The 26,454-nt window shown below is 74.3% G+C and carries 23 protein-coding genes and 1 pseudogene; 16 read left to right on the forward strand and 8 right to left on the reverse strand.

What is annotated here, in order from left to right; genetic code table 11:
• Nucleotides 1-13: 13 nt before the first annotated feature.
• On the forward strand, nt 14-406 hold the full coding sequence (locus BMW62_RS13005) for a DUF2784 domain-containing protein (RefSeq protein WP_091931287.1): 393 nt from the start codon (nt 14-16) through the stop codon (nt 404-406).
• Here the strand turns inward: BMW62_RS13005 and panB are convergent.
• From panB to BMW62_RS13020, 3 genes are read right to left on the reverse strand one after another with little or no spacing between them, the layout of a single operon-like run.
• Complete coding sequence (gene panB / locus BMW62_RS13010; protein WP_091931288.1) at nt 363-1,193, reverse strand: 3-methyl-2-oxobutanoate hydroxymethyltransferase; 831 nt, start codon at nt 1,191-1,193, stop codon at nt 363-365. The genes BMW62_RS13005 and panB overlap by 44 nt on opposite strands.
• Nucleotides 1,190-3,025, reverse strand: coding sequence for an NAD+ synthase (locus BMW62_RS13015; RefSeq protein ID WP_244524016.1), 1,836 nt, complete (start codon nt 3,023-3,025; stop codon nt 1,190-1,192). Before BMW62_RS13015 ends, panB begins: the two co-directional genes overlap by 4 nt.
• Before the next feature lie 49 nt (nt 3,026-3,074).
• Nucleotides 3,075-4,043, reverse strand: a complete 969-nt coding sequence (locus BMW62_RS13020; RefSeq protein ID WP_091931289.1) for a universal stress protein — start codon at nt 4,041-4,043, stop codon at nt 3,075-3,077.
• Between the two features lie 86 nt (nt 4,044-4,129).
• Between BMW62_RS13020 and BMW62_RS13025 the strand changes: the two genes are divergently transcribed.
• The 7 genes from BMW62_RS13025 (at nt 4,130) to BMW62_RS13055 (ending at nt 12,542) form a co-directional block, all read left to right on the forward strand.
• A complete protein-coding gene (locus BMW62_RS13025) occupies nt 4,130-4,561 on the forward strand; it encodes a MarR family winged helix-turn-helix transcriptional regulator (RefSeq protein ID WP_091931389.1) in 432 nt (143 codons plus the stop codon).
• 123 nt (nt 4,562-4,684) lie between these two features.
• Nucleotides 4,685-6,025, forward strand: coding sequence for a glutamine synthetase family protein (locus BMW62_RS13030; RefSeq protein ID WP_091931390.1), 1,341 nt, complete (start codon nt 4,685-4,687; stop codon nt 6,023-6,025).
• A gap of 77 nt (nt 6,026-6,102) precedes the next feature.
• Nucleotides 6,103-6,834, forward strand: a complete 732-nt coding sequence (locus BMW62_RS13035) for a type 1 glutamine amidotransferase (protein ID WP_091931290.1) — start codon at nt 6,103-6,105, stop codon at nt 6,832-6,834.
• Nucleotides 6,831-9,926: a bifunctional [glutamine synthetase] adenylyltransferase/[glutamine synthetase]-adenylyl-L-tyrosine phosphorylase gene (locus BMW62_RS13040; RefSeq protein ID WP_091931291.1), complete on the forward strand. Its 3,096-nt coding sequence runs from the start codon at nt 6,831-6,833 to the stop codon at nt 9,924-9,926. Before BMW62_RS13035 ends, BMW62_RS13040 begins: the two co-directional genes overlap by 4 nt.
• A 115-nt stretch (nt 9,927-10,041) precedes the next feature.
• Complete coding sequence (locus BMW62_RS13045; RefSeq protein ID WP_091931292.1) at nt 10,042-11,103, forward strand: AMIN-like domain-containing (lipo)protein; 1,062 nt, start codon at nt 10,042-10,044, stop codon at nt 11,101-11,103.
• Between the two features lie 77 nt (nt 11,104-11,180).
• On the forward strand, nt 11,181-11,486 hold the full coding sequence (locus BMW62_RS13050; protein ID WP_244524017.1) for a CDGSH iron-sulfur domain-containing protein: 306 nt from the start codon (nt 11,181-11,183) through the stop codon (nt 11,484-11,486).
• A 162-nt stretch (nt 11,487-11,648) separates the two neighbouring features.
• Nucleotides 11,649-12,542 carry a bile acid:sodium symporter family protein gene (locus BMW62_RS13055; RefSeq protein ID WP_091931293.1) on the forward strand — a complete coding sequence of 298 codons (894 nt, stop codon included), beginning with the start codon at nt 11,649-11,651 and terminating at the stop codon, nt 12,540-12,542.
• A 9-nt stretch (nt 12,543-12,551) separates the two neighbouring features.
• Here BMW62_RS13055 and BMW62_RS13060 read toward each other — a convergent pair whose 3' ends face one another.
• Nucleotides 12,552-13,565, reverse strand: coding sequence for an iron-containing redox enzyme family protein (locus BMW62_RS13060; RefSeq protein ID WP_170852363.1), 1,014 nt, complete (start codon nt 13,563-13,565; stop codon nt 12,552-12,554).
• Between the two features lie 100 nt (nt 13,566-13,665).
• On the opposite strand from BMW62_RS13060, the gene BMW62_RS13065 reads away from it, so the two are divergent.
• Nucleotides 13,666-14,205 carry a DUF1353 domain-containing protein gene (locus tag BMW62_RS13065; protein ID WP_091931294.1) on the forward strand — a complete coding sequence of 180 codons (540 nt, stop codon included), beginning with the start codon at nt 13,666-13,668 and terminating at the stop codon, nt 14,203-14,205.
• 10 nt (nt 14,206-14,215) lie between these two features.
• On the opposite strand, the gene BMW62_RS13070 is transcribed toward BMW62_RS13065, so the two are convergent.
• A complete protein-coding gene (locus tag BMW62_RS13070; RefSeq protein WP_170852364.1) occupies nt 14,216-16,273 on the reverse strand; it encodes a GDSL-type esterase/lipase family protein in 2,058 nt (685 codons plus the stop codon).
• 631 nt (nt 16,274-16,904) lie between these two features.
• Here BMW62_RS13070 and BMW62_RS13075 point away from each other — a divergent pair.
• From BMW62_RS13075 to BMW62_RS13095, 5 genes and pseudogenes are all read left to right on the forward strand, one after another.
• Entirely contained in the window at nt 16,905-18,725 is a 1,821-nt protein-coding gene (locus BMW62_RS13075) for a glycoside hydrolase family 15 protein (RefSeq protein WP_091931296.1), read from the forward strand.
• A gap of 46 nt (nt 18,726-18,771) precedes the next feature.
• Entirely contained in the window at nt 18,772-19,773 is a 1,002-nt protein-coding gene (locus BMW62_RS13080; protein ID WP_091931297.1) for an SDR family oxidoreductase, read from the forward strand.
• Between the two features lie 201 nt (nt 19,774-19,974).
• Nucleotides 19,975-20,649 (forward strand): TVP38/TMEM64 family protein, encoded by a 675-nt coding sequence (locus BMW62_RS13085; protein ID WP_170852365.1) that lies wholly within the window; start codon nt 19,975-19,977, stop codon nt 20,647-20,649.
• Nucleotides 20,650-20,920: 271 nt separating this feature from the next.
• Nucleotides 20,921-21,121 carry a hypothetical protein gene (locus tag BMW62_RS13090; protein WP_091931299.1) on the forward strand — a complete coding sequence of 67 codons (201 nt, stop codon included), beginning with the start codon at nt 20,921-20,923 and terminating at the stop codon, nt 21,119-21,121.
• 21 nt (nt 21,122-21,142) lie between these two features.
• Nucleotides 21,143-21,376 (forward strand): annotated as a pseudogene (locus BMW62_RS13095) (OsmC family protein); the annotation flags it as partial.
• A gap of 244 nt (nt 21,377-21,620) precedes the next feature.
• On the opposite strand, the gene glnA reads toward BMW62_RS13095, so the two are convergent.
• Nucleotides 21,621-23,054 carry a type I glutamate--ammonia ligase gene (gene glnA, locus BMW62_RS13100; RefSeq protein ID WP_091931301.1) on the reverse strand — a complete coding sequence of 478 codons (1,434 nt, stop codon included), beginning with the start codon at nt 23,052-23,054 and terminating at the stop codon, nt 21,621-21,623.
• A gap of 191 nt (nt 23,055-23,245) precedes the next feature.
• Between glnA and BMW62_RS13105 the strand changes: the two genes are divergently transcribed.
• Entirely contained in the window at nt 23,246-23,665 is a 420-nt protein-coding gene (locus BMW62_RS13105; RefSeq protein ID WP_091931302.1) for an RDD family protein, read from the forward strand.
• 229 nt (nt 23,666-23,894) lie between these two features.
• A complete protein-coding gene (locus tag BMW62_RS13110; protein WP_091931303.1) occupies nt 23,895-24,440 on the forward strand; it encodes a GNAT family N-acetyltransferase in 546 nt (181 codons plus the stop codon).
• Between the two features lie 57 nt (nt 24,441-24,497).
• On the opposite strand, the gene BMW62_RS13115 is transcribed toward BMW62_RS13110, so the two are convergent.
• Both BMW62_RS13115 and lipA read right to left on the reverse strand, forming a co-directional pair.
• On the reverse strand, nt 24,498-25,343 hold the full coding sequence (locus BMW62_RS13115) for a DUF4191 domain-containing protein (protein ID WP_091931304.1): 846 nt from the start codon (nt 25,341-25,343) through the stop codon (nt 24,498-24,500).
• A gap of 87 nt (nt 25,344-25,430) precedes the next feature.
• The gene (lipA, locus tag BMW62_RS13120) at nt 25,431-26,417 is read right to left on the reverse strand and encodes a lipoyl synthase (protein WP_091931393.1); all 987 of its coding nucleotides are present in this window, start codon (nt 26,415-26,417) and stop codon (nt 25,431-25,433) included.
• Between the last annotated feature and the right edge of the window lie 37 nt (nt 26,418-26,454).

Raw genomic sequence — 26,454 nt, forward strand, 5'->3', positions numbered from 1 at the left:
GCACAGTGGGGGAGTGCTGCTCGCGCAGGCGGTGGCGCTCGTGCACGCCGCCGCCGTCCTGTTCATGCTGGTCGGCGCCCTGCTCGCCCTCCGGTGGCCCCGGCTGGTGCTGCTGCACGCCCCCGTCGCCCTGGGAATCCTGGGCGTCAACCTGGCCGGCGCCGACTGCCCGCTCACCGACCTCGAGCTCTGGCTGCGGGAGCGCGCCGGCGTCCCCGGCTACGAGGGCGGCTTCCTGGGCCACTACCTGTTCGAGCCGCTGGGGCTGGACGTCGACGCGACCGGCACCCAGCTCGGCATCTACGCGACCGCGTCCGGCCTCAACGCCCTCGGCTACGCCGTGCTGACCCTCCGCTACGCCCTCAGTCGAACGAGTGCTCCGGCCCCGGGAAGGTCCCGCCCCTGACGTCGTCGGCGAACTCCTGCGCCGCCCGCAGCAGCTCGCCGCGCAGGTCGGCGTACTTCTTCACGAACTTCGGCACCCGGCCGCCGTTGAGCCCGGCCATGTCCGGCCACACCAGCACCTGGGCGTCGCAGTCGACCCCGGCCCCGATGCCGATGGTCGGGATGGCGAGCTCCTTCGTCACCTGCGCGGCGATCGTGGCCGGCACCATCTCCAGGACGACGGCGAACGCGCCGGCCTCCTGGACGGCGTGCGCGTCGGTCAGCAGCTGCTCGGCCCCCGCGCCGCGGCCCTGCACCCGGTACCCGCCGAGCGCGTGCTCGCTCTGCGGCGTGAAGCCGATGTGCGCCATCACCGGGATGCCGGCGTCGTGCAGCAGCCTGATCTGCGGCGCCACCCGCAGCCCGCCCTCGAGCTTGACCGCCTGGGCCCCGCCCTCCTTCATCATGCGGACGGCGGTCTCGAAGGCCTGCTGCGGGCCGGACTCGTAGCTACCGAAGGGCAGGTCGGCGACGATCAGCGCCCGGGTGGTGGAGCGGGTGACCGCCTTGGTCATCAGCAGGATGTCGTCGACGGTCACCGGCACGGTGCTGGTGTGGCCGAGGACCACGTTGCCGGAGGAGTCGCCCACCAGCATCACCGGGATGCCGGCCTCCTCGAACACGGCCGCGCTGTAGGTGTCGTAGGCGGTGAGCATCGCCCACTTCTCGCCGCGCTCCTTGGCCTGCTGCAGGTGGTGGACGCGCACCCGCGCGGTGGAGGTACCTCCGTACAGCGGTGACTCCGTCATGCCTGGGCTCCCTCGACGACGGTGGGCAGGGTCTCGCGCCACCGGTTGGTGATGGGCAGCCGCCGGTCGCGGCCGAACGCCTTGAGGCTGATCTTGGTACCCGGGGCCGACTGGCGGCGCTTGAACTCGGCGGCGTCCACCAACCGGAGGACGCGGGCCACCACATCGGGGTCGTGCCCCCGCTCGAGCAGCTGCGCCAGGCCGAGGTCGCGGTCGACGTAGTCGGCGATCACCGCGTCCAGCTCCTCGTAGGACGGCAGCGAGTCGCTGTCCACCTGGCCCGGCGCCAGCTCGGCCGACGGCGGCTTGTCGATGGAGTTCCGCGGGACCGGCTCGGTCTCCCCGCGCTCGGCGGCGTGCGCGTTGCGCCAGCGGGCCAGCTCCCACACCAGGGTCTTGGGCACGTCCTTGATCGGGGCGAAGCCGCCGGCCGAGTCGCCGTAGAGGGTGGAGTAGCCGACGGCGACCTCGCTCTTGTTGCCCGTCGTCAGCAGCAGGTGCCCGTGCTGGTTGGACAGCGCCATGAGCAGGGTGCCGCGCACCCGCGCCTGCAGGTTCTCCGCGGCGACGCCGGAGAGCTCCACCGAGGCCTCGAACGCGTCGACCATCGGCGCGATCGGCACGGCCGAGTACTGCAGTCCGGTGCGGCGCGCGAGGTCCTCGGCGTCGGCGAGCGAGTGCTCGCTGGACCACTTCGACGGCAGCCCGACGCCGTGCACCCGGTCGGCCCCCAGGGCGTCGACGGCGAGGGCGGCGCAGACCGCCGAGTCGATGCCGCCGGACAGGCCCAGCACCACCGAGGGCATGCCGTTCTTGTCGATGAAGTCGCGCAGCCCCAGCACCAGCGCCCGCCAGACCTCCTCGCACTCGCCGAGCGGCTCGGCGACCGTGGCCGGCCGCGGCTCGTAGGCCGGCACCGGCTCCTCGCCCAGCACGTGCCGGGTGACGGTCATCGACCCGATCCGGCCCGCGCGCCGCTGGGGGACCCGGTCCCGGTCGATCGCCAGGTCGACGGTGAGCAGGTGCTCCACGAACTGCGGCGCCCGGGCCAGCAGCTCGCCGGTGGGGGCGACGACCATCGAGTCGCCGTCGAACACCAGCTCGTCCTGGCCGCCGACCTGGTTGCAGTAGAGGATCGCCGCCCCCGCCTCGGCGGCGCGGCGCTGCACCAGCGGCAGCCGCAGGTCGTCCTTGGCGCGCTCGTACGGGGAGGCGTTGGGGGAGACGACGAGGTCGATCCCGGCCTGGCCGGCGACGCCGCACGGCCCGCCCTCGACCCAGAGGTCCTCGCAGATGGTCAGCGCGACGTCGACCCCGTGCAGGCGGACCACGGGCAGCTCGGTGCCGGGCACGAAGTAGCGCGCCTCGTCGAAGACGCCGTAATTGGGCAGGTGCCGCTTGTAGTAGCGGACGACGACGTCGCCACCGTGCAGCAGGGCCGCGGCGTTGCGCGGGGCGCCCCGACGGGGGTTGGCGTCGCTGGGCCGGTCGTCGTCCGTGGGCGGCTCGTCGACCGGGGCAGGCCCGCTGCCCTCGGTGTGCGCCAGGTACCCGACGACGACGGCCAGCCCGCCCAGCCCCTCCGCGGCCAGCCGCGCGGCGAGGCCGACCAGCGCCTGCTCGCTGGCGCGGGCGAAGGACTCCCGGAGCACCAGGTCCTCCGGCGGGTAGCCGGTCAGCGTCATCTCGGGGAAGACGACGAGGTGGGCCCCCGCCGCGGCCGCCTCCGCCGCCCGGTGGACGACGAGGTCGCTGTTGCCCGCGAGGTCGCCGACGCGCGTGTCGACCTGGGCCAGGGACACCCGCATCTGCACCGGCTGCTGATCGCTCACGCCGCCAGTCTCGTCGTCCGCCGGCTGCGACGGCCAGGTGGGGGTGGAGCTACCTCCGGGCGGCGAGGTGGGTGCGGCCCGCGACCGGGGCCGGTGGGACGACGGCGACCGGTGCGGTTCCCCGCTGGATCAGGTCCCGGCTCACCGATCCGAGGGCCGCGGCGCGGGTCGGTCCGCGACGGCGGGTCCCGACCACCACCAGCGCCGCCCCCGCCGCGCTCTCCACCAGCGCGGCGGCCGGGTCCCCCCGCACGGTGTCGACCACGATCGGCACGTCGGGGCAGAGGGCGCGCCAGCGTTCCACCGCGACCGCCGCGCGCCGGTGGGCGTGGGCCTCGGAGGTGGCGACCGGGGCGGCCATCCCCTCGAGGTCGGCCGGGCAGTCGGCGGTCCAGGCGTGGACCGCGGTGAGGCTCGTCCGGCGCTCCTGCGCACACCGCAGGGCGAAGAGGAGGGCGGCCTCCGAACCCGGCCCGCCGTCGACGCCGACCACGATGCCGCAGCCCGCGTCCGCGGCCCCGCCACCGGGCCACGTCCGGACGACGGCGACCGGGCAGTGCGCGGCCGCTGCCACCCGCCAGGCCAGCGGCCTGCGCCAGAGCGCCTGCCCGAGCCCTGGTCGCGGCGCGTGCTCCCGCGTGCCGAGGACGAGGAGGCGGGCGGTGCGGCCGGCCTGCAGGAGGACCTGGTCCACCGGGCCGGGCACCGGGTGGGCGCTCACGTCGACATCCGGTGCCAGCGTCTCGGCCAGGGCGACCGCCCCGTCCAGGACCGCCGCCCCGGTGAGGGAAGGGCGGACCGCGTGCACGACCTGCAGCGGGCACCGCCGCCGCTGCGCTTCGGCGACCGCCCAGACCAGCGCACCGGTGGGGATCGCGGCGCCCACACCGAGCACCACGGGTGCGGCCCGGGGCCGCAGGCGCCGCGCGACGAGGTCGACCGCGCGGGAGAAGTGCCGGTCGGCGAGCAGGCCGGCCTCGAGGGCCTCGATGGTGCGGTGTTCGGCGTCGCTGAGCACGAGCCCCTCCTCGGGACGGTCCGTCGCCGTATCGTAGTGCGATACATCGCGGACGGGAACTCCGCGCGCCGTGGTGGGATGTGGCGGTGGCACCGCCCGACGACCAGGCCGCAGCGCCGCTGGACAAGCAGGACTTCGAGGCGTTGGCCCGCTTCCGGTTCGGCATCCGGCGCTACCTGCGCTTCAGCGAGGAGATCGTGCGCCGCCACGGGCTCACCCCCCAGCAGTACCAGCTGCTCCTGGCGCTCAAGGGCTTCCCGGAGCGGGAGTGGGCCACGGTCCGGGAGCTGGCCGACCGGCTGCAGCTGCGCCACCACAGCGTGGTGGAGCTCGTCGACCGCGCGCAGAAGCAGGACCTGGTGGAGCGAGCGCCGCACCCGGACGACGCCCGTGCGGTGCGGGTGGTCCTCACCGCCGCGGGGGAGGAGGTCCTGGGCCGGCTCGCCTCGCTGCACCGGGCCGAGCTCGGCCGGATGGCCGCCGTGCTGAGCCCGCCGGAGTGGCACTCGCCCGGCTGACCGGTCGCGGTCCACCGCGACACGTCGTCATGGGGTGCGCGGGACGGTGTGCGGATCGCCCGGACGGGGCAGGCTTGCGTCGACGTCACACCCCCGAAACGAGCGGACTGGATCATGGCCGGCATGGACCGACAGCAGGAGTTCGTCCTGCGGACCCTGGAAGAGCGCGACATCCGCTTCGTGCGGCTGTGGTTCACCGACGTCTCCGGCTACCTCAAGGCCGTCGCGGTGGCCCCGGCGGAGATCGAGGCGGCGTTCGCCGAAGGCATCGGTTTCGACGGATCGGCGATCGAGGGCTTCGCCCGGGTCTACGAGTCGGACATGCTGGCCAAGCCCGACCCGGGCACCTTCCAGGTCATGCCGGCGCGCGAGGGGCGGGCCAGCGACACCGCGCGGATGTTCTGCGACATCACGCTGCCCGACGGCTCGCCGTCGTGGGCCGACCCGCGCCACGTGCTGCGCCGGGCGCTGGCCAAGGCCGGCGACATGGGGTTCACCTTCTACACGCACCCCGAGATCGAGTTCTTCCTGCTCAAGGACCTGCCCACCGACGGGACTCCGCCGCAGCCGGCCGACACCGGCGGCTACTTCGACCTCTCCACGCACAACGTGGCGCACGACTTCCGGCGCGAGGCGGTCTTCGCGCTGGAGGCGATGGGCATCTCGGTGGAGTTCAGCCACCACGAGGTCGCCCCGGGGCAGCAGGAGATCGACCTGCGCTACGCCGACGCTCTCTCCATGGCCGACAACATCATGACGCTGCGGCACGTCGTCCGGGAGGTGGCGCTGGCCCAGGGCGTGCACGCGACGTTCATGCCCAAGCCGTTCACCGAGCTCGCCGGCTCGGCGATGCACACCCACCTGTCGCTGTTCGAGGGCGACCGCAACGCCTTCCACGACCCGGCCGACCCGATGCGGCTGTCGACGACCGGCAAGCAGTTCATCGCCGGCCTGCTGACCCACGCCCGCGAGGTCACCGCCGTCACCAACCAGACGGTGAACTCCTACCGGCGGCTGCTGGCCGGCACCGAGGCCCCGACGGCGGCCACCTGGGGCCGGGCCAACCGCTCGGCGCTGGTCCGCCTGCCGAGCTACAAGCCCAGCAAGGCGCAGTCGGCCCGGGTCGAGGTGCGCTCGCCGGACTCCGCCTGCAACCCCTACCTCACCTTCGCGGTGCTGCTGGCCGCCGGGCTGCGCGGCATCGAGAAGGGCTACGAGCTGCCGCCGGAGGCCGAGGACGACGTCTGGTCGCTCACCGACACCGAGCGGCGCGCGGCCGGGTACGAGGACCTGCCGGTCAGCCTCGGCGAGGCGCTCACCGCGATGCAGGGCAGCGAACTGGTCGCCGAGACGCTCGGGGAGCACGTCTTCGAGTTCTTCCTCCGCAACAAGTGGGAGGAGTTCAACTCCTACCGGCAGAACGTCACGCCGTTCGAGCTGCGCCGCTACCTGCCCGGGCTCTGAAAGGACCTCGTCGCCCCCCACGCCTCGCAGGCTCGGCGCGGGTCCCTGCGAGGGGGCCGTTCCATAAGCTCACCTACGTGACCCGCCTGCTCGTCGTCGTCCCCAGCGAGACCGATCCGCCGGCCCGGCTGGGGGAGTGGCTGCGCGCGGCGGGCCTGGAGCTCGACGAGCGCCGGCTGGGCCTCGGCGCCGAGCTGCCCGCCACCCTGGAGGGGTACGGCGGGCTGCTCGTGCTGGGGGGGCCGCAGTCGTCGATGGACGACGAGGCGACCAGCCCCGAGCTCGTCGGCGTGCGGGAGCTGCTCCGGCAGGCGCTCGCCGCGGACCTGCCGACGCTCGCCGTCTGCCTGGGGGCCCAGCTGCTGGCCCAGGTCGGCGGGGGCCGCACGCGGGTCGGCGCGGAGGGGCCCGAGGTCGGCGCGACGCTGGTCGCCAAGCGGGACGCCGCCGACGCCGACCCCGTGTTCCGGCCGCTGCCGCTGTCCCCCGACGTGATCCAGTGGCACCACGACGAGATCTCCGAGCTGCCGGCCGGGGCCACCCTGCTGGCCGGCAACCCGCACTACCCGCACCAGGCCTACCGGGTGGGCACCGCCGTCTACGGGCTGCAGTTCCACATCGAGACGACGGCGGAGATGGTGCGGGCCTGGGCCGCGAGCGACCCCGTCGGCGTGGCGGCGAGCCCGCTGGACGTCGAGATGCTGTGCGCCCGGGCCGATGCGGCGCACGACGACCTCGCCGAGGTGTGGCGCCCGTTCGCCGGGCGGTTCGCCGACCTGGTCCGGTCGCGGGCGCAGGTGCGCGCGTGAGCCTGCCGCAGGCGGAGGTCCCGCGGCGGGCGGTGGTCCGCCTCGTCCGATTCGGCTTCGAGGACGGCGAGCGCGCGGCCCGGCTGCTGTCGGACCCGTCGCTGGGGCTCTGGGACCTCGACCGCAACGAACCGGCCGACCCCGAGGCGGGGCCGGTGGTCGCCGCCCTGGCGCGGGCGGGGGATCCCGATCTCGCCGTCCGCTCGCTGCACCGGCTGGTCGAGGCGCTGGACGCCGAGGACGACACCGGTGGCGCGGCCGCCACGCTGCTGGCCCGGCTGCGCGGCTCCGGTCCCCTGCGCGCCCGGCTGCTCGCCGTCCTGGGCGCGAGCTCGGGGCTGGCCGACCACCTCGCCGCCTACCCGCTGGACTGGGAGGTGCTCGACGACGCGAACGGGCCGAGCCGGCCCACCCCGCACGCGCTGGAGCGGCAGCTGCTCGCGGCGGTCGGCGCCGACCCCGACGACCCGCCGTGGGGGGTCCGGCTGGGCTCCGCCGCGCCCGACGCCGGGCCCTCGCGGATCGCCGCCCTCCGGCACGCCTACCGCCGGGCGATCCTGTCCCTCGCCGGGCGCGACCTGGCCGACGGCGTGCCGGCCGAGGAGGCCGCGGCGGAGCTCGCCGACATCGCCGCCGCCGTGCTCACCGCCGGGTTGGCGCTCGCCGTCGCCGAGCAGCCGGAGGACACGGCCGCCTGCCGGCTGTCGGTCGTCGCCCTGGGCAAGACCGGCGGGCGGGAGCTGAACTACGTCAGCGACGTCGACGTCGTCTTCGTGGCCGAGCCGGTCGACCCCGGTGACCCCGAGCCGCCGGCGCTGGCCGGCGCCACCCGGGTCGCCGCGTCGCTCATGCGCATCTGCCACGAGGCGGCCTGGGAGGTGGACGCGGCGCTGCGCCCCGAGGGCAAGGCCGGCGCGCTGGTGCGCACGATCGCGGGGCACTCCGCCTACTACGACCAGTGGGCCGACACCTGGGAGTTCCAGGCGCTGCTGAAGATGCGCCCGGTCGCCGGCGACCCGCACCTGGGCCGCGGCTACGTCGAGGCGCTGTGGCCACTGGTGTGGAAGGCCGGTGATCGTCCCGGGTTCGTCGGCCAGGTGCAGGCGATGCGCCGCCGGGTGGAGGCCAACATCCCGCCGGCCCAGGCCGAGCGCGAGCTGAAGCTCGGCCGCGGGGGGCTGCGCGACGTCGAGTTCGCCGTCCAGCTGCTGCAGCTGGTGCACGGCCGGGCCGATCCGACCTTGCGGGTCGGGGGCACCCTGCCGGCGCTGCTGGCGCTGTCGGCCGGGGGCTACGTCGGCCGGGAGGACGCCGCCACGCTGATCGCCTCCTACCGCTTCCTGCGCACCGTCGAACACCGGCTCCAGCTGCTGCGGCTGCGGCGCACCCACCTGCTGCCCACCGACGAGCAGCAGCTGCGCTGGCTGGCCCGCTCCCTGGGGTACAAGCCCGACCACCGGGGTGGCGCCGTCGACGTGCTGCGGGCCGAGCTCGCGCTGCACACCCGCGAGGTGCGGCGGCTGCACGAGAAGCTGTTCTACCGGCCGCTGCTCTCCGCCGTCGCCCGCGTGCCCGGGGAGCACCTGCACCTGGGCTCGAAGGCGGCCGGTGACTGGCTGCGGGCCCTCGGCTTCGCCGACCCGGAGGGGGCGCTGCGGCACCTGGCGGCCCTCACGGGCGGCGTCTCCCGGTCGGCGTCGATGCAGAAGTACCTGCTGCCGGTGCTGCTGCAGACCTTCGCCTCCTGCCCCGACCCCGATGCCGGGCTGCTGGCCTACCGGCAGGTGAGCGAGGCGCTCGGCGGGAACCAGTGGTACCTCCGCCTGCTCCGCGACGAGGGGCAGGTCGCCGAGCGGCTGGCGCAGCTGCTGGGCTCCAGCCAGTACGTCGCCTCGCTGCTCACCCGCACGCCGGAGGCGCTGCGCCTGCTCGCCGACGACGCCGAGCTGGAGCCGCGGTCGGCGGACACCCTGGCCAGGGCGTGGCGGCAGGCGGCCGGCCGCGCGCCCGATCCGCAGGCCGGGGTGCGGGTCATCCGCGGCCTGCGCCGGCAGGAGCTGCTGCGCATCGCCGCCGCGGACCTGCTCGGCCGGCTCGACGTGCACCGGGTGGGCCGGGCGCTCACCGACGTCGCCGCCGCGACGCTGCGAGCCGGGCTCGATGCCGCCCTGCGGGCGCACGCGCAGGAGGCCCACGTCGACGTCGACGACCTGCCGATGGACCTCGCCGTCATCGGCATGGGGCGCCTCGGGGGCGGGGAACTCGGGTTCGGCTCCGACGCCGACGTGCTCTTCGTCCACCGGCCCCGCCCGGGCTCGGACGAGGCGAAGGCCTCGGCGGCGGCGAACGCCGTCGCCCACACCCTGCGGCGGCTGCTCGCGGAACCGGCCCCCGACCCGGCGTTCGAGATCGACGCCGACCTGCGGCCCGAGGGCCGGCAGGGCGCCCTGGTGCGCAGCCTCCCCGCCTTCCGGGAGTACTACCAGCGCTGGGTGTCGGTGTGGGAGGTGCAGGCGCTGCTGCGCGCCGTCCCCGTCGCCGGCGACGAGCAGCTGGGCGCGGAGTTCGTGGCACTCGTCGACCCGGTCCGCTACCCGGCCGACGGGCTCTCCGCGGAGCAGGTCGCCGAGATCCGCCGGATCAAGGCACGGGTGGAGCGCGAGCGGCTGCCGCGCGGGGCCGACCCCGCCACCCACACCAAGCTCGGCCGCGGCGGGCTGGCCGACGTCGAGTGGACCGCCCAGCTGCTCCAGCTGCAGCACGCCGCGCGGGTGCCGGCGCTGCGCGTCCCCTCCACCGTGGACGCGCTGGCCGCGCTCGCCGAGGAGGGCCTGCTGCACGGGGACCAGGCCGAGGCCCTCACCGCGGCGTGGGAGCTGGCCACCCGGTCGCGCAACGCGATCTTCCTCGTGCGCGGGCGCCCCAGCGACCAGCTGCCCCGGCCGGGCCTGGAGCTGGGCGGGGTCGCCCGCGCCTGCGGGTACGGCGCCGACGACGAACCCGGCCGGTTCCTCGACGACTACCGGCGCACCACCCGGCACGCGCGCACGGTCGTCGAGCAGGTCTTCTACGGGCAGCCGGCCCCGGGCTGAGCCACCGGAGCCCATGACGATCGGGTGGCAACGCACCGCCCGGAGGGTTCGGCCCGGGCGGTGCTGGCAATGGGGACGGGGGCCCGACGTCCCAGAGACACAGTCAGGATCTTCGATGCGCCTCCTCCCCATCGGGCTCTGCGCGGCCGTGCTCCTCACCGCGTGCGGGACCGACGAGGCCCCACCCGCCGGCGCCGGGTCCACGACGTCGGCGACCACGACCGCGCCCGATGTCGAGGAGGCGGTGGAGCCCGTCGGGGAGGGCAGCGCCGACGAGTCCGTCGCGGCGGGCGACGGGCCGCCGGTGACCCTGACCGACGTGCGGCTGGCTGCCCACGGGGAGTTCGACCGGGTCGTGTTCGAGCTGGCCGGCGAGGGCGAGGCCGGCTGGCGGGTGGCCTACACCGGGGATCCGCGGGCACAGGGGTCCGGAGCTCCGGTCGAGGTCCCCGGGGACGCGGTCCTGGGCATCACGCTGACCAACATCGCGCTCCCGGGCGACGCACCGCAGGACGTGGCGGCGTGGGAGGGGGCCTCGCGGCTGACGGTCGCCGACGCCACGGTGCTGGACGCCCTGGTCGAGGACACCCTGTTCGAGGGGCGCTACACCTTCTTCGCCGGGCTGGACGCGCGGCGGCCGTTCGCCGTCGCCGCGCTCGATGAACCGCAGCGCATCGTGGTCGACCTCCTCGCCGAGGAGCCGGTGGAACCGGAGGCCCTCGCGGAGCGCTGCGAGAGCCCGGCGGGCTTCGCCGTCTCCTATCCGGAGGCGTGGTCGGTCAACGCGGGGACGGAGGTGCCGGCCTGCACCCGCTTCGCGCCCGACTCGTTCACCGTGCCGCCGGCCTCGGACGCCCGGGTGGCGCCGGTGAGCGTGCGGGTGGAGGGCATCCCGTTCGACCGGGTGGCCACGACGGGGAGCGGTGAGGTGCTGAGCCGGGGCGAGACCACGATCGACGGCCGGCCCGCCGTGCGCATCGAGCGGGTGACCGCGGGAGAGGGGCTCTGGCCCGGAGGGGTCCCGATCACCAGCTACGTCGTCGACCTCGCGGCCGAGGACGGCGAGCCCCGGACGCTCGTCCTCGACACGGTGGGGCTCCCGCGGTTCGACTACCCGCGCAACGTCGACGTCCTGGACCGCATGGTGGCGACGCTGACCTTCCCGGGCGGCAGCTGACCCCCTGCCGGCGACCGCCGGGTTCGCCGCGGGAGCGGCGGGGCATGCTGGGGGGCGTGTCGCCATCACCGTCGGCCGTGCCCGAGCCGTCCGAGGAGCCCGCCGCCGGGACCGACCCCGGTGAGGGCCGGGCGGACGGCGCCACGATCACGCCCTACCGCGACGGACCGCTCATCGTGCGCGGCAGCTTCCGCCTGCAGGACCAGGACGGGGTCGAGATCGACCCGGGGCGCGACACCATCGCGCTGTGCCGGTGCGGCAGGTCGGGCATCAAGCCGTTCTGCGACGGCTCGCACAAGCGGTCCGGGTTCTCGGCGCCGAGCGCACCGAGCCGGCCCCGGCCGGCCGCGCAGATCCTGCGGGACGGGCGCCGGGAGAGCTGACCCGACGCCGCATCGCGGTTCAGCGGCGGCCTCGAGCGGGCCGGGCCCGCCCCGTGGGGGACGACCCCGGCGGGTCGGTTGCCCGATGCGACCCGCATCGCACAGGATGCGCAGGACGCCCTGCCCGGCGGGCTCCCCGGCCGGTGCCCGATCGGAGGATCCATGGATTCCGCGCTCACCGCCGTCGCGCTGCCGCTGGCGCTGGCCGTCGTCATGTTCGGGCTGGGCCTCTCGCTCACCACCGGCGACTTCACCCGCATCGCCCGGCAGCCCAAGGCGGTCGTGATCGCCCTGGCGCTGCAGCTGCTCGTCCTGCCGGTGATCTGCTTCGGGCTGGTGCTGCTGTTCGACCTGCCGCGGCTGCTGGCGGTCGGCATGCTGCTGCTGGCGGCCTCGCCCGGCGGCACCACCGCCAACCTGTTCAGCCACCTCTACCGGGGGGACGTGGCGCTCAACATCAGCCTCACCGCGCTGAACTCCGTCATCGCCGTCGTCACGCTGCCGGTGGTCACCAACCTGGCGATCGGGTGGTTCGACCCGGCGGACGCCGGCAGCCTGGGGCTGCAGTTCGGCAAGACGTTGCAGGTGTTCGCGATCGTGCTCGTCCCCGTGGCGCTCGGCATGCTGGTGCGCCGGTCGGCGCCGGGATTCGCCGACCGGTCGGACAAGCCGGTGCGCATCCTGTCGGCGGTGGTCCTCGCCCTGGTGATCGTCGGGACCATGGTGGCCGAGCGGGAGAACGTCGGGGGCTACCTGCGCGACGTCGGCCTGCCGGCGCTCGCCTTCTGCCTCGCCAGCCTGGCGGTCGGGTACACGGTGCCCCGGCTGCTCGGCATCGGGCAGCGGCAGGCGATCGCCTGCTCCTTCGAGATCGGCATCCACAACAGCACGCTGGCGATCGCCGTCGCCATCAGCGTGCTCGACAGCGTCGAGCTGGCCGTGCCCGCCGCGGTCTACGGCGTGCTGATGTTCCCCGTGGCCGCGTCGTTCGGCTGGCTGATCACCCGCAACCGCACCGTCGCCGCGGAGCGCGACGAGGCGGTGCCGGCCGGGTAGCCGGCGCGCTCAGGCCGCGAGGGCGGGCCGGCGGCGCAGCCCCGAGGCGCCGGCCGCCCACGCGCCCAGCAGGCGGTGGGCCGCCAGGCCGTCCATGGCCAGCGAGCTGGCGGCCCCGAAGAGCACGTCGGGCACCAGTTCCGGCTCGTCCGCGACGAGCGAGCCGCACATGTCCACCGAGGCGATCTGCTCGTGCACCGCGTCGGCCTCCACGTGCTCGTCGTAGAAGACGGTGGTCCGCTCGCCGAAGCCCAGCCGGCGCAGCCCGGCCGAGTACCGCCGGCTGGGCTCGGAGGAGGTCATCTCCACCGTCGCCAGGTGCCCCAGCGCGGCCCCCCGCCAGCGGCGGTGCAGCCCGAACAGCGACATCGTGTTGACCGACGCGAACGCCACCGCGGGCGCGTCGTCCCACAGGGCCCCGTAGCCGGCGTCCAGCCCCAGGTCGCGCATGAGCCCGGCGAACAGCTCGCTGTGCATCCGCTCGGCCGAGCCGCCGCCGTACTCGTCGGCCTGGATCTCCACCATGGCCGCCTTCGCGCGCCCGGAGAGCCGGGGGACGGCGAACGTGTGCGGGTCGGCCTCCTTGAGGTGGTAGACCGACCGGAGGACGAGGTACTCCCGCCACTGCTCGAGCGTGCCCTGCTTGGCCATGTACGCCGACAGCGAGGGGCCGTCGTCGGCGGCGATGAGGGCGGTCAGCTGCTGGTCGATCGGGTCACCGGTGACGGCGACCTCGCCCACGAGATCGCGCAGCGCGGTGAGGTGGGCCCGCTCCAGACCGGCGCGCAGCCGGAGCAGCTCGGGGTTCCACTCCCAGTCCTCCGGCACGCCGTCGAAGCCGCGGTAGTGGAGCTCGTAGCAGACGGCGAGGCTCAGCTGCAGGTCGTCGTCGGCGAGCGCCCCGGCGGGACCGGCGTCCAGTCGCTCGGCGCACTCCCGCGTCGCCACCGAGAGGTCGGAGCGCGTGGTGAGGTCGCGGGCGAGGGCGTCCCCGAGGGGTCCCCGTGGTTCGGGCAGGCGCATGATCGCCAGCATGCCCACCGGGGGCCGGTTCGATGCGCCGGTGGGTGCGATGTCACCCGGCCGGCCACGAGGACGCCGGGGCGCCGACGGAGGGGGAGCAGTGCCGTTCGAGTCCGACGACGTCGTCGTGCGGCGGCTGGACGACGTCCGCTGGACGGTCGTCGAGCCGCTGGTCTACCGGGGGAAGCGCGACCGGTTCGTCGTCCCGGCCGGCTTCCCCACCGATTTCGCGACGGTGCCGCGCGTGGTGGTGTGGCTGGTGCCGCGCTTCGGGCGGTACACGGCCGCCGCGATCCTGCACGACTGGCTGGTCACCGCGGGCATCACCAGCGGCGCGGTGAACGCCCGGGAGGCCGACGGCATCTTCCGGCGGGTGCTGCGGGAGAGCGGGGTGCCGGTGCTGCGCCGCTGGCTCATGTGGTGCGCCGTGCGGTGGGGCGCCCTCGGCGACCCGGTCCGGGGCGAGGGGTGGTGGCGCAGCGCGCCGGGCGTGCTCGGCATCTCGGTGCTCGCGGCGCCGGTGGTCGTGCCGCCGGCCGTGCTCATCGCGGTGGCGCTGACGGTCTACGGCCTGGCCGAGACCGCCGTGGGGCTGGTCACCGGCCGCCCGCCGGAGGACGCCGGCTCGATGCGGACCTGAGACGGCGCCGTCAGCCGGCGGCCAGGAACCGGTCGAGCGCCGCGGCGATCTGCGCGTGGCCGACGGCGGTCGGGTGGACCCCGTCACCGGACATGCCGAAGTCCGAAATCGCGGAGAGGTCGGCGAAGGCGTACCCCTGCTCGGCCGCGACGCCGGCCATCGTCTCGAGGTAGGCCTCCCACGCCGCCGCGGGCACGTCGGTGCGCGGCGGGTAGCCGACGACCAGCACCGACGGGTCGGGGCCGGCGTCCGGGCGGAGCAGGTGCCCGATCGTCGCGGTCAGGTACTCGCGGAACTGGGCGGCGCTGAACCCGGCGACGACGTCGTTGTAGCCGAGCGCCACCACGACCAGGTGGGGCGCGGCGGCGGCGACGGCTTGGCCGTGCTGTGGCGCGGTGGGGCGATGGGCGTAGTCCTCGGCCTGCCAGCCGGAGTGGCCGGCCTCCCACAGGCGGACCCCGGCGGCCTCGTCGCCGTCGTACACGCTGATGCCCTCGACCAGGACGGTCCGGCCGCTGGTGTTGGTGAGCGTGACCGTGTGCGTCCCGCGGGGGAGCGGGGGCGAGGTCCAGCTGCCGCCGTCGCTCGGCGTGTAGTCCCCGCCCGTGGTCAGCACCGGGGTGCCCGGCCCGCCGTCGACGGAGACGGTGATCGTCCCGGTGTTTCGGCTGCCGGCGTAGTGCAGCTCGAACGACGTGCCGGTGAAGGTGGTGGTCATGGAGTTGCCGGCTCCGGAGGGCATGTGGTTGGCACGCATGCCGAAGCCGTACTGGGAGCCCAGCGTGGGCGTCCCGCCGAAGGTGAAGCGATCGGCCATGCCGCCGGCGGCGTAGTACGCCGGGACGTAGCCCTCACCACCGGGGACGCCGGCCGGCTGGTACCTGTCGCGCAGCAGGTGGAGCAGCTGGTCCACCCACCGGTTGCCCTTGCCCACGTCGCGGCCCTCGGTGACCGAGTCGCCGACGACGACGACGTCGAGCGGGCCGCGGCCGGCGGCGCTGTCGGCGCGGGCGGCGCGGTAGGCGGCCAGCGCCGCGGTACCGGCCGGCGGCGGCGTGGTGGTCGGTGCGGTGGTGGTCGGTGCGGTGGTCGTGGTGGATGCCGTCGTGGTGGGTGCCGTCGTGGTGGGTGCCGTCGTGGTGGTGGGCGCGGGGGTGGTCGTGGTCGGTGCCGTGGTGGCCGGCGCGGGCGCGAGGGCCGGCGAGGCGGCGATCTCCCGCGCCGCCTGCAGGAGCAGGGAGCGGTAGCCGGTGCCGGTGTGGATCCGCGACGCCTCCTTCAGCGCCGACAGGGACGGGCTGACGCCGCGCTGGAGCAGGCGCACGGGGTCGAAGTCGCAGGCGAGGTCCCGGGCGAGGCAGAGGTCGAGGACCGGTGGCGCCGCCGCCACGTCCCGCCCGCCCGGCAGCAGCGCGGTGCGCACCCCCTGGGCGGCCGCCGGCGCCGTGCCGCGGCGGGTGGCGGCGGTCTGCGCCACCCGGTCGCCGTCGGCCACGAGCACGGTGGCGGCGACGCGCGCGAGCAGGCCGGCGCGGCCGTCGTCCGTCAGCCGGGCGAGCGCCCCGTGCAGCACCATGGCGCCCTGCGAGTAGCCGGCCAGGACGAAGCTCGCGCCGGCGCAGCGGGCGTGCAGCGCGGACATCTGTTCGACGGCGGAGACCACGCCCTGGTCGACGCTGCGGGTGTAGGTCGCCAGGTTCCCGGTCCGGTAGCGCTCCATCGCCGCGTCCCGCCGGGCGGGATCGGCCAGCGCGGAGAGCTCGCTCCGCGACGGCGTCAGCACGCCGATCGAGGTGGGGGAGTGCGCGACGGCCAGGCTCTGCACCACCAGCGCGCCGCCGTACCGGGCCGTCAGCTCGCGCTCGAGCGAGTCGGCGAAGTAGTCGGCGTTCGTCCCCATGCCGCGGTTGGTCGTCGTGACCGGATCCGTGGAGCCGCGTGCCCCCACGACCACGACGTCCGGGCAGTCGTCGGCCGCCGAACCGGCGGCCAGCGTGACGACGGCGGACGAGGTGAGCAGCGCGACGACCCCCACGGCCGTCAGCGCGCTCCGGCGTGCAAGGCCCACGACAGGCTCCCCCCGTGACCGGGATGGGCACCGCACGGCGGGCGAGGCCCGCCGGGTGCGCATCCGCCTGAGGTTGCGGACGCTACGCCGCGGCGCGGCCCCCGGCTACGCTCCGGGAACGAGGAGACCTGCGGCTGCCGGACTGCTGGCGTTCCGTCCGCCCGAGGCGAGCAGCCGGGCGGCATCGCCGTCGCACGTCCTGCACATCGGCCTCGGGCGTTGCCACATGGGCGAGCGTCTCAGGAACGTGCGGCTTCGACTCCCGGTGCCGTTCGGCGCGTGGTCATCTCGGCTCGGCGGCGTGCCGAGGGATGGCGCGCTCGACTCCGCGTCCGGTCCGGTGAAGAACGACGGGGCCGCTGATCACGCAGAGTGAGCGACCCGACCACTTGCGCGCGCGTGTCGTGGTGTCTCTTCGCGAGCCGGGGACTGTCACGCGACTGACCATCTGCGTTCCCGACTTCCCTGTCAGGACATCCCGTGGGAGTGGCGGCCTGTACGCCGCTCGTCGGCCTGGTGCACGGTCTCATCGTGACCTGAGTGTTCCGTCGGTGCTCTTCGGGGAACCCGGGACACCGGGCCGGCTCCGGAGGCGGCGCACCAGGTACGAAGGAACGGAGAAGCAGGCTCCATGACCGCACCCACACCGGGCGGGCACGCACCTGCCATCGGGGACTACGGCTTCCTGTCCGACTGCTCGTCCGCTGCGCTGGTGAGCACCGGCGGATCGGTCGACTGGTGGTGCCTGCCGCGCTTCGACTCACCGTCTGTGTTCGGGCGGCTGCTCGATCCCGATGCCGGGTACTGGCAGCTGGCGCCGGACGGCGAGTTCTCCGCGGAACGCGACTACGTGGAGGACTCACTGGTCCTGCGAACGGTGTTCCGGACCGGGTCCGGCGCGGTCGCCGTCACCGACGCACTCGCTCTGCAACCGGGAGCCCGGGGCCACGACATCGGGCTGCGCTCGCCGCACGTTCTGCTGCGCGTCGTCGAGGGCCTGGAGGGCAGCGTCGACCTGCGGACGACGGTCGCCCCACGCTTCGAGTACGGGCTGACCGTCCCGCGCTGGCGCAGTGACGACGACGCCTGGTCGGCGCACGTCGGGCCGGTGGCCCTCCGGCTGACCGGCGACGTCGAGCTGGCCGCGGAGGCGGGCGATCTCACCGGCGCCTTCGTCGTCCGGCCGGGAGAGCGGGCTGGGTTCTGCCTGGCCTGCACACCCCCGTACGAGGACGACGACGGCCCGGCGATCGAGCCCGAGGGCGGGCTGCGGGACACGGTCGTCGGCTGGCAGTCGTGGGCCGCGGAGCACCGGGGCTACCAGGGGCGGCACCTGGCGGCGGTGCGCCGCAGCGCCCTGGTCCTGCAGGGGCTGACCTATCAGAAGACCGGCGCGGTGGCGGCCGCGGCGACCACGTCGCTGCCGGAGCAACTGGGCGGCGAGCTCAACTGGGACTACCGGTTCGTGTGGCTGCGCGACATCAGCCTGACCCTGCAAGCGCTGTGGGTGGCCGCCTGCCCGGACGAAGCCGACCGGTTCTTCGACTGGCTGGCCTCGGCGGTGGGGCACGTCGGCGAGGCGCCGCTGCAGATCATGTACGGGGTCGAGGGGGAGCGTGACCTCACCGAACACGACCTCGACCACCTTGCCGGCTATCGCGGCAGCCGCCCGGTGCGGGTCGGCAACGACGCATGGAAGCAACGCCAGCTCGACGTCCTCGGCGAGATCCTCTTCGCCGCCCATCTGCTGCGCGACCAGCTCGCGCCACTGTCGGAGTCGATCCGGGATCTGCTGCTCACCCTGGCCGATCAGGCCGTCCGGGACTGGCGACTTCCGGGTGCCGGGATGTGGGAAGCCCGGGACGAACCCCGCCACTACACGTCGGGCAAGGTGATGTGCTGGGTGGCGCTCGACCGGGCGATCGCGCTCGCCGACGACCTCGGGGACGGTGCCCGGCCCCGGGAGTGGGCGCGGGCCCGCGAGGAGATCCGCGACGCCGTGCTCGGGCAGGCCTGGAGCGAGCAGGCCGGTGCCTACGCCGGGGCCTTCGGTTCGGACGACCTGGATGCTTCGGTGCTGCTGATGCCGCTGGTCGGGTTCCTGCCGGCCGACGACCCCCGGATGCTGGCCACCATCGAGGCGGTCCGCGACCGGCTGGGCGACGGCCGGCTGGTGCGCCGCTGGGCCGGCGACACCGCCGGGTTCGTCATCTGCAGCTTCTGGTTGGTCGAGTGCCTGGCGCTGGCCGGGGAGGTCGACGAGGCCGACGAATGGTTCACCCACCTCCTCGGCTGCGGCAACGACCTGGGTCTGTTCGCCGAGGAGGTCGACCCGGCCACCGGGGAACAGCTCGGGAACTACCCGCAGGCCTTCTCCCACGTCGGCCTGGTCAACGCCGCCTGGCGACTGACCGAGTGCACGTCCGGGGAGGACCTCGAGGACGTGCAGTGACCCACCCCGGGCACGGCTCCCGCCGTCCGAACGAAGGAGACGAAGCATGACGGGACGAGACCATCCGAGAGTGGTCGTGGTGACCGGCGCGAGCGCCGGGCTCGGGCGGGCCATCGCGCACGCGTTCGCCCAGCGCGGTGACCGCGTGGCGCTGCTGGCTCGCAACCGGGCAGGGCTGGAGGCGGCCGCGGAGGAGGTCCGCGCCCGTGGCGGGCAGCCGCTCGCCGTGGAGGCCGACGTCGCCGATGACGACCAGGTCGAGGCCGCCGCGGCGAGGGTGGAGCGCGAGCTGGGCCCGATCGACGTCTGGGTGAACAACGCGATGGCCGCCGTGTTCGCCCCCTTCCTGGAGGTCGCTCCCGAGGAGTACCGACGGGGCGTGGAGGTGACCTTCCTGGGCTCGGTCAACGGCGCCCGCGCCGCCCTACGCCGGATGACCGAACGCGACGCCGGCCACCTCATCCAGATCGGCTCGTCGCTGGCCTTCCGCGGGATCCCCCTGCAGTCCGTCTACTGCGCGTCCAAGCACGCGCTCAACGGCCTCTACGACTCGCTGCGCGCCGAACTGCTGCACGACGGCAGCCGGGTGCAGGTCACCTCGGTCCACATGCCGGCGATGAACACCCCGCAGTTCCGGCTGGGCCTGTCCAGGATGCCGCACGAAGCGCAGCCCGTGCCGCCGATCTACCAGCCCGAGGTCGCCGCGCGCGCCGTGGTCTGGGCCAGCGAGCACCGGCGTCGCGAGGTCTGGGTGGGCGCCTCCACCGTCGCCACGATCCTGGGCAGCCGCCTGGCCGGGGGGTTGCTGGACCACTACCTTGGCCGCACCGGCTACTCCTCGCAGCAGACCGGTGAGCCTGCCGATCCGGACTCGCCCGACTACCTGTTCTCCCCGGTGCCCGGCGACCACGGGACGCACGGCCCCTTCGACGACCGGGCGCACGCCCGCAGCGCTCAGCTGCCGCTGAGCCTGCACCGCGGTGCCCTCGCCGCCGGTCTCGGTCTGCTGGGCGCTGCCGCCGGCGCTGCACTCGCCCGGCGATCGTGACCGACCGGGGCCCCGGTGGATGATGGCGGACGTCGCCCGGCGGTCGCGGGTGTCCGGTTCCGCCGGGGTCGTCCGGCCGGCGCGCTGATGCGTCGGCCATCGGGCGAACCTGGAGGAGCCGCCCGGCCCCCCGATTCCTCGGTCGCAGTCGGACGGCAGGTTTTGTCGGCCCGTCAGCGGCGTGCCCGGCGGTGGGCGTGGGTGCGGCTGACCGTGCTGGTGCTCCTAATCGCGCTCGCCGCGGTCGTCACGGTCGTGGTCGGGGTGCCGGACGCGCAGCAGCTGCGCGCCGATGTCGCCGCCGTGGGGCCGGCCGCTCCGGCCCTGTTCGGGCTGCTCTACGCAGTGGCCACCCTCGCTCCGGTGCCCAAGAACGTGTTCAGCGTGGCGGCCGGCCTGCTGTTCGGCCTCGTCGAGGGCATCGGCATCGTCCTGCTGGCGGCGCTGCTCGGTGCGCTGGGCGCTTTTGCGCTGGGGCGTGCGCTCGGTCGAGAGGCGGTCGAACGGATGACCGGCAGCCGGGTGGCTCACGTCGATGCGCTCCTCGGCCGGCACGGTCTCCTCGCCGTCCTGGGCGTGCGGCTGGTGCCGGTCCTGCCCTTCACCGCGATCAACTACGCGGCCGGGCTGACCGCCGTCCGCCTCGGCGACTACGTCATCGGCACCGCGCTCGGCATCGTCCCGGGCACCGTCGCCTACGTCGCTCTCGGCGCGTACGGGACCTCCCCGGGGTCGTGGCCGTTCGTGGCGGCCGTGCTGGGACTCGTCGCGCTGACGGCCGGAGGCGCAGCCGCCGTGCACCGCTACCGCCGCAGGGAGACGAAGCCGGAGGACGAGCGGACATCCGAGGGATCGGGGCAGCCGCGGGAGGGCTGAGCCGAGCCGGCTGGAACGCTCACGCGCGCTGCGTCCACCCGGAGGTCGAGGTGCGGACACAGCAGCCCCGCCGACTGCCTCGGCATCGTGCACCGGACCCGCGCCGGACAGCGGAGGGCCGGAAGGCCCGCTGCCGAGCACCGGAGCCATGCCGCCTGGTCATCCGCCGGCCCGACCCGGCACCACGGCCGACGGCATCCCGCCTCGCGGGCACCCGTGCCGAGCGGGATGGTGGGGAGCGGCATGGCCGGCGAGCAGCAGGGAGGATTCGATGGGTGACATCGCGTACGTGTCCGAGGTGAGGGTCGAACGCATCGGGGGGTCGCTGCGGGCGGCCTACCTGCCGGGCGACGAGCAGCCGACGATCTACGGCATGCACGGTGCGATCGCCGAGCACTACGGCGCCCAGCCCGGGCAGTTCGAGAGCCACGCGGCGACGATCGACCACCTGGTGGGCGCGGCGCTCGGTTAGCTCACCGGGACGTTCGCCGGAGCCCTGGCGGCTCGGCGGATCGACCCCACCGGTCTGGTGGGGCACGCCCGAGGTGAGGTCGAGCTGGACGGCAAGGTGCTCGTGATCAGACGGATCGCGGTCACCTACCGCGGGCTGAGCGTCGCGGACGAGGACGCCGAGAAGGTCGAACGGGTGCTGGCGGTCCATGCCAAGAGCTGCCCGGTCGCGCGGAGCCTCGAGGGGGCGATCGAGATCACCACGCAGCTGGGCTGACCCGGGTCAGCCCAGCTGCTGGCGAGTTCGTCCAGGTCACCGGCGCGCAACGCCGGTGACCTGGACGACTGCGGGTACGGGGTACCTGCGCGGTCGACCCAGGCCGTGGCCAGTCCGTCGCGCCCGTCACGGGGGTGTGCAGGAATGGCGCCGGGCGCAGCACAGCCCCCTCCAGGGGGACCCGGGGGAAGCCTGGCGGGGGCTGCGCGGACGTGCAGGTCAGGGGCGGTGCCGCCCCCTTGACTCAGATGTCGTAGTACATCGCGAACTCGTGCGGGTGCGGGCGGAGGCGGATCGGGTCGATCTCGTTGGCCCGCTTGTAGTCGATCCACGTCTCGATCAGGTCGGGGGTGAACACCCCGCCGTCGATCAGGTACTCGTGGTCGGTCTCGAGGTTGTCCAGCGCGGCGTCCAGCGACGCGGGGACCTTCTCGATGCCCAGGGCCTCCTCGGGCGGCAGCTCGTAGAGGTCCTTGTCCACCGGGGCCGGCGGCTCGATCTTGTTCTTGACCCCGTCGAGGCCGGCCATCAGCATCGCCGAGAAGGCGAGGTAGGGGTTGGCCGAGGGGTCGGGCACGCGGAACTCGATGCGCTTGGCCTTCGGGCTGTCCCCGGAGATCGGGATGCGCAGGCAGGCCGAGCGGTTGCGGGCCGAGTAGACGAGGTTGATCGGGGCCTCGTAGCCGGGCACCAGGCGGTGGTAGCTGTTCACCGTCGGGTTGGTGAACGCCAGCAGCGACGGGGCGTGGGCCAGCAGGCCGCCGATGTAGTGGCGGGCCATGTCGGACAGCCCGGCGTACCCGGTCTCGGCGTGGAAGAGCGGCTGCCCGTCCTTCCAGAGGCTCTGGTGGCAGTGCATGCCGGAACCGTTGTCGCCGAACAGCGGCTTGGGCATGAACGTGGCGGTCTTGCCGTGGGCCCAGGCGGTGTTCTTGATGACGTACTTGAACAGCATGAGGCTGTCGGCCGACCGCAGCAGCGTGTCGAACTTGTAGTTGATCTCGGCCTGGCCGCCGGTGCCCACCTCGTGGTGCCCGCGCTCGAGCTCGAGGCCGACGCCCATGAGGTTCTTCATCATGTCGGCGCGCAGGTCGCTCTGCTGGTCGTAGGGCTCGACCGGGAAGTAGCCGCCCTTGGCGCGGGCCTTGTAGCCCCGGTTCGGGCTGCCGTCGAGCTCGGTGCGGGCCCCGCTGCGCCAGGAGCCCTCGTCCGAGTCGATGTGGTAGTAGCCCTCGTTGATCGAGGTGTCGTACCGGACCGAGTCGAAGACGTAGAACTCCGCCTCGGGGCCGAAGAACGCGGTGTCGGCGATGCCGCTGGCGGCCAGGTAGGCCTCCGCCTTCTTCGCCACGTTGCGCGGGTCGCGGCTGTAGGCCTCGCGCGTGATCGGGTCGTGGATGAAGAAGTTGACGTTCAGCGTCTTGTGCTTGCGGAACGGGTCGACGAACGCGCTGTTGGCGTCCGGCAGGAGCAGCATGTCCGACTCGTTGATCGCCTGGAACCCGCGGATCGAGGAGCCGTCGAAGCCGAGGCCCTCGCTGAACGTGTCCTCGCCGAACGTCGACGCCGGGATGGTGAAGTGCTGCATGACGCCGGGCAGGTCGCAGAAGCGGACGTCGACGAACTCGACGTCGTTGTCGCGGATGTAGGCGGCGACCTCGTCGGGACTGGTGAACATCGATCCTCCGGGTGTGGGCGGACTGCCGGACGGCACGCTACGAGCGGGGAGTTGCCCCGCCGTGTCCCGAGTGTTTCGGGGCGGTAACAACGCGCTGGGCGTGGTCGCCGGGCACGGCCACCCTTCAGGGGCCCACGCCGAGCGGAGCGAGGCGTGGGGGGAAGGGTGGTCCTTTCTCTACGCTGGCGGTCATGGTCAGTGATGCCGGACAACCCTCTCAGGCCCCCGCCCGCGGCGCCTCCCTGGGGTTGCCGTCCAGCGGGCCGGGCTCCCTCGCCCCGTTCACCCGGCGGGTCGGCGGCTACCTCGTCGACGCCGTCGCCTCCGCGCTGATCGCCTGGGCCTTCACCGCACCCGCGGGACCGGGCAACTGGAGCCTGCTGGTGTTCGGCGTCCTCACCGTCGTCACGCTGGTCCTGTTCGGCCAGACCCCGGGGCACCGGGTGCTCGGCATGCGCCTGGCGCACCCGACGCCGGGGGTCCGGCTCGCGCCGTGGCGGGCCGTCGCCCGGACCGCCCTGCTCATGCTCCTGGTGCCGGCGCTGCTGGTCGACGCCGACGGCCGCGGGCTGCACGACCGGCTCACCGGCACCGCCGTCGTCCTCGACTGAATTGGGCAGCACGGTGACGTAGGGGCGGGGAACGGCATCGCGCCCAGAAGGGCACGTCCAGCCGCACCACCGGACGTCGAGCCGCGTGACGGCGCGGCCTGACATCCGGCGGCGCGGCTCGACCCCCGGGGGGCCTCCCGACCGGGGATCACCCCCCTGCCGAACCATCCTCGACCGGAGCCGCGGAACCCGGTGGACCTCCGGTGACCGAGGGCAGCAGACTGCGCCGGTGATCGTCCGCCGCGAGCGCCTCGAGGACCATGCGGCCGTGCGCTCGCTGCACCGCGCAGCCTTCGCCACCGACCCCGCCGCCGACCCCGCCACCGGCGCCGTCCGCGCGGAGAGCGACGTCCCGGAGGCGCGTCTGGTCGACGAGTTGCGGGAGGACGTCGCGTTCCTACCGCACCTCTCGCTGGTCGCGGTGGACCGGGACGAGGTCGTGGGGCACGTGATCGCGACCCGAGCCTGGCTCGAGCCGCTCCGGACGCCGGTGCTGGGGCTGGGGCCGCTCGGCGTCCGCCCCGACCGGCAGGGCGGCGGGATCGGCACCGTCCTGGTGCACGCTCTGCTCGCGGTGGCCGAGGCAGCAGGCGAGGGGGTGGTCGCGTTGCTCGGCGCCCCGTCCTACTACCGGAGAACCGGGTTCCGGCCATCGACCGACCTGGGTGTCACCCCGTCCGACCCCGCCTGGGGGAAGCACTTCCAGGCCCGACGATCGGCCGGTCCTCCGGTCGAGGGCACCTTCCGCTACGCCGCCCCCTTCGACCGCACGTGACGGCCTCCCTGCAGGGACCCGCCGCGAACGTGCGAGCGGTGGGGCAGGGAGGTCCTCTCAGCGGCGGCGGACCTGGCGCTGGCTGACCGACATCTGCCGGCCGCCCGGGAGCGGGCCACCGGGCACCGGCATGCGCGGGCCGCCCAGCGCGCTCATCCGCCGGCCGAGGGCGTTGACCTCGGCGGCGCTGAGGTTGCGGGGCAGCTTCATCACGTGGGTGCTGAGCTTCTTCAGGGGCACCTGCCCCTCGGCGTCGCCGATGGTGACGTCGTAGATGGGGGTGTCGCCGACGACGCGGGCGATCTTCTTCTTCTCCTGCGCGATGAGACCGCGGACCCGGCCGGGGGAGCCCTCACCGACGAGGATGATGCCCGGGCGGCCGAGCACCCGGTGGACGGCGTCCAGCTGCGGCGTGCCGGCCACGCCGGAGGTGACCCGCCAGTCGCCGCGCATGCCCTCCAGCACCCACGCGGCCGCGCCCGGCTGGCCCTCGACCTGGGTGTAGGCCGAGCGCTGGGCGCGGCGCCCGAAGACGATGAGCGCCGCGAGCGCGCCGAAGAGCAGCGCGAGCGGGATGAAGAGGAACGGCGCGCCGAGCAGGATGCCGATCAGCTCGACCACGGCGGCGGCCGCGACGAACCAGATCAGCATGATCCAGGGGAGCTTCGGGTCGTTGCGCCGCGTCAGGCCGTAGGCCTGCTTGATCATGCTGCCCTGGCTGCGCATCTTCTTCAGACGGCCGACCTTCGGCTGGCCGTTCTTGTCGAGCTTGGGGGCCTTGCCGGTCCGGCCGGACTTGCCCGAGCCCGTGGCGGTCGCGCCCGAGGTCCGGCCACCGTCCTTCGGGGTGCGTCCGGCATCGCCGCCCGGAGCGGTGGGGTCAGAGGACTTGCTGCGCGCCATGTCCCCAGGATAGAAGAAGGACCCTCGTGCCTCCCGAGGCTCGCTCGCTCGCGTCGGGACGCTGCCGGAGAACCGGGGGCGGCGAGGTCACACCGTCGGCGTCAGACCTCGCGCCTCGATCGCCTGCTGGTACAGCCGCCCGGCGCGGTAGGAGCTGCGCACCAGCGGCCCGGCCAGCACGCCCGGGAAACCGATCGCCTCGGCGTCCTTCTGGAACTGCACGAACTCGTCGGGCTTGACCCAGCGGACGACGGGGTGGTGCCGGGGCGAGGGGCGCAGGTACTGCGTGATGGTCAGCAGGTCGCAGCCGGCGTCGTGCAGGGCCTGCATCGTCTCCACGACCTCGTGCGGCTCCTCGCCCATCCCGAGGATGAGGTTGGACTTGGTGACCAGCCCGGCCTCCCGCGCGGCGGTGAGGACCGACAGCGAACGCTCGAACCGGAAGCCGGGGCGGATGCGCTTGAAGATCCGCGGCACGGTCTCGACATTGTGGGCGAGCACCTCGGGCCGGGAGGAGAACACCTCGGCCAGCTGCTCGGGGTCGGCGTTGAAGTCGGGGATCAGCAGCTCGACCCCGCAGCCGGGGAGATGGGCGTGGATCTGGCGCACCGTCTCGGCGTACAGCCACGCCCCGCCGTCGGGCAGGTCGTCGCGGGCCACGCCGGTGACGGTGGCGTACCGCAGGCCCATCGTGGCGACGCTCTCGGCCACGCGGCGGGGCTCGTCGGCGTCGAAGTCCGCGGGCTTGCCGGTGTCGATCTGGCAGAAGTCGCAGCGTCGGGTGCACTGGTCGCCACCGATGAGGAACGTCGCCTCCCGGTCCTCCCAGCACTCGTAGATGTTGGGGCAGCCGGCCTCCTCGCAGACCGTGTGCAGGCCCTCGCGCCGAACCAGGGACTTCAGCTCGGTGTACTCCGGGCCGGTCTTGAGCCGGGTCTTGATCCAGTCCGGCTTGCGCTCGATGGGCACCTGGCTGTTGCGCACCTCGAGACGCAGCAGCTTGCGGCCGGCGGGCTCGATCCGGGAGTCCTGGACGGGGGGCTGCTCAGGGTTCCTCGCCGGTGCCTCGCTCATGATCCCCACCGTACTCGCGACAGACACCGCAGCCCCC

The organism is Blastococcus sp. DSM 46786 (assembly GCF_900109665.1).
Classification (GTDB): domain Bacteria; phylum Actinomycetota; class Actinomycetes; order Mycobacteriales; family Geodermatophilaceae; genus Blastococcus; species Blastococcus carthaginiensis.

Bases quoted from the DNA above. Each gene is read 5' to 3' on its own strand.
- lipA (WP_091931393.1), bottom strand. From the start codon at position 26,417: ATGAGCGAGGCACCGGCGAGGAACCCTGAGCAGCCCCCCGTCCAGGAC.
- BMW62_RS13075 (WP_091931296.1), top strand. From the start codon at position 16,905: ATGACCGCACCCACACCGGGCGGGCACGCACCTGCCATCGGGGACTAC.
- BMW62_RS13080 (WP_091931297.1), top strand. From the start codon at position 18,772: ATGACGGGACGAGACCATCCGAGAGTGGTCGTGGTGACCGGCGCGAGC.
- BMW62_RS13030 (WP_091931390.1), top strand. From the start codon at position 4,685: ATGGACCGACAGCAGGAGTTCGTCCTGCGGACCCTGGAAGAGCGCGAC.
- BMW62_RS13115 (WP_091931304.1), bottom strand. From the start codon at position 25,343: ATGGCGCGCAGCAAGTCCTCTGACCCCACCGCTCCGGGCGGCGATGCC.
- panB (WP_091931288.1), bottom strand. From the start codon at position 1,193: ATGACGGAGTCACCGCTGTACGGAGGTACCTCCACCGCGCGGGTGCGC.
- glnA (WP_091931301.1), bottom strand. From the start codon at position 23,054: ATGTTCACCAGTCCCGACGAGGTCGCCGCCTACATCCGCGACAACGAC.
- BMW62_RS13055 (WP_091931293.1), top strand. From the start codon at position 11,649: ATGGATTCCGCGCTCACCGCCGTCGCGCTGCCGCTGGCGCTGGCCGTC.
- BMW62_RS13060 (WP_170852363.1), bottom strand. From the start codon at position 13,565: ATGCGCCTGCCCGAACCACGGGGACCCCTCGGGGACGCCCTCGCCCGC.
- BMW62_RS13105 (WP_091931302.1), top strand. From the start codon at position 23,246: ATGGTCAGTGATGCCGGACAACCCTCTCAGGCCCCCGCCCGCGGCGCC.
- BMW62_RS13090 (WP_091931299.1), top strand. From the start codon at position 20,921: ATGGGTGACATCGCGTACGTGTCCGAGGTGAGGGTCGAACGCATCGGG.
- BMW62_RS13045 (WP_091931292.1), top strand. From the start codon at position 10,042: ATGCGCCTCCTCCCCATCGGGCTCTGCGCGGCCGTGCTCCTCACCGCG.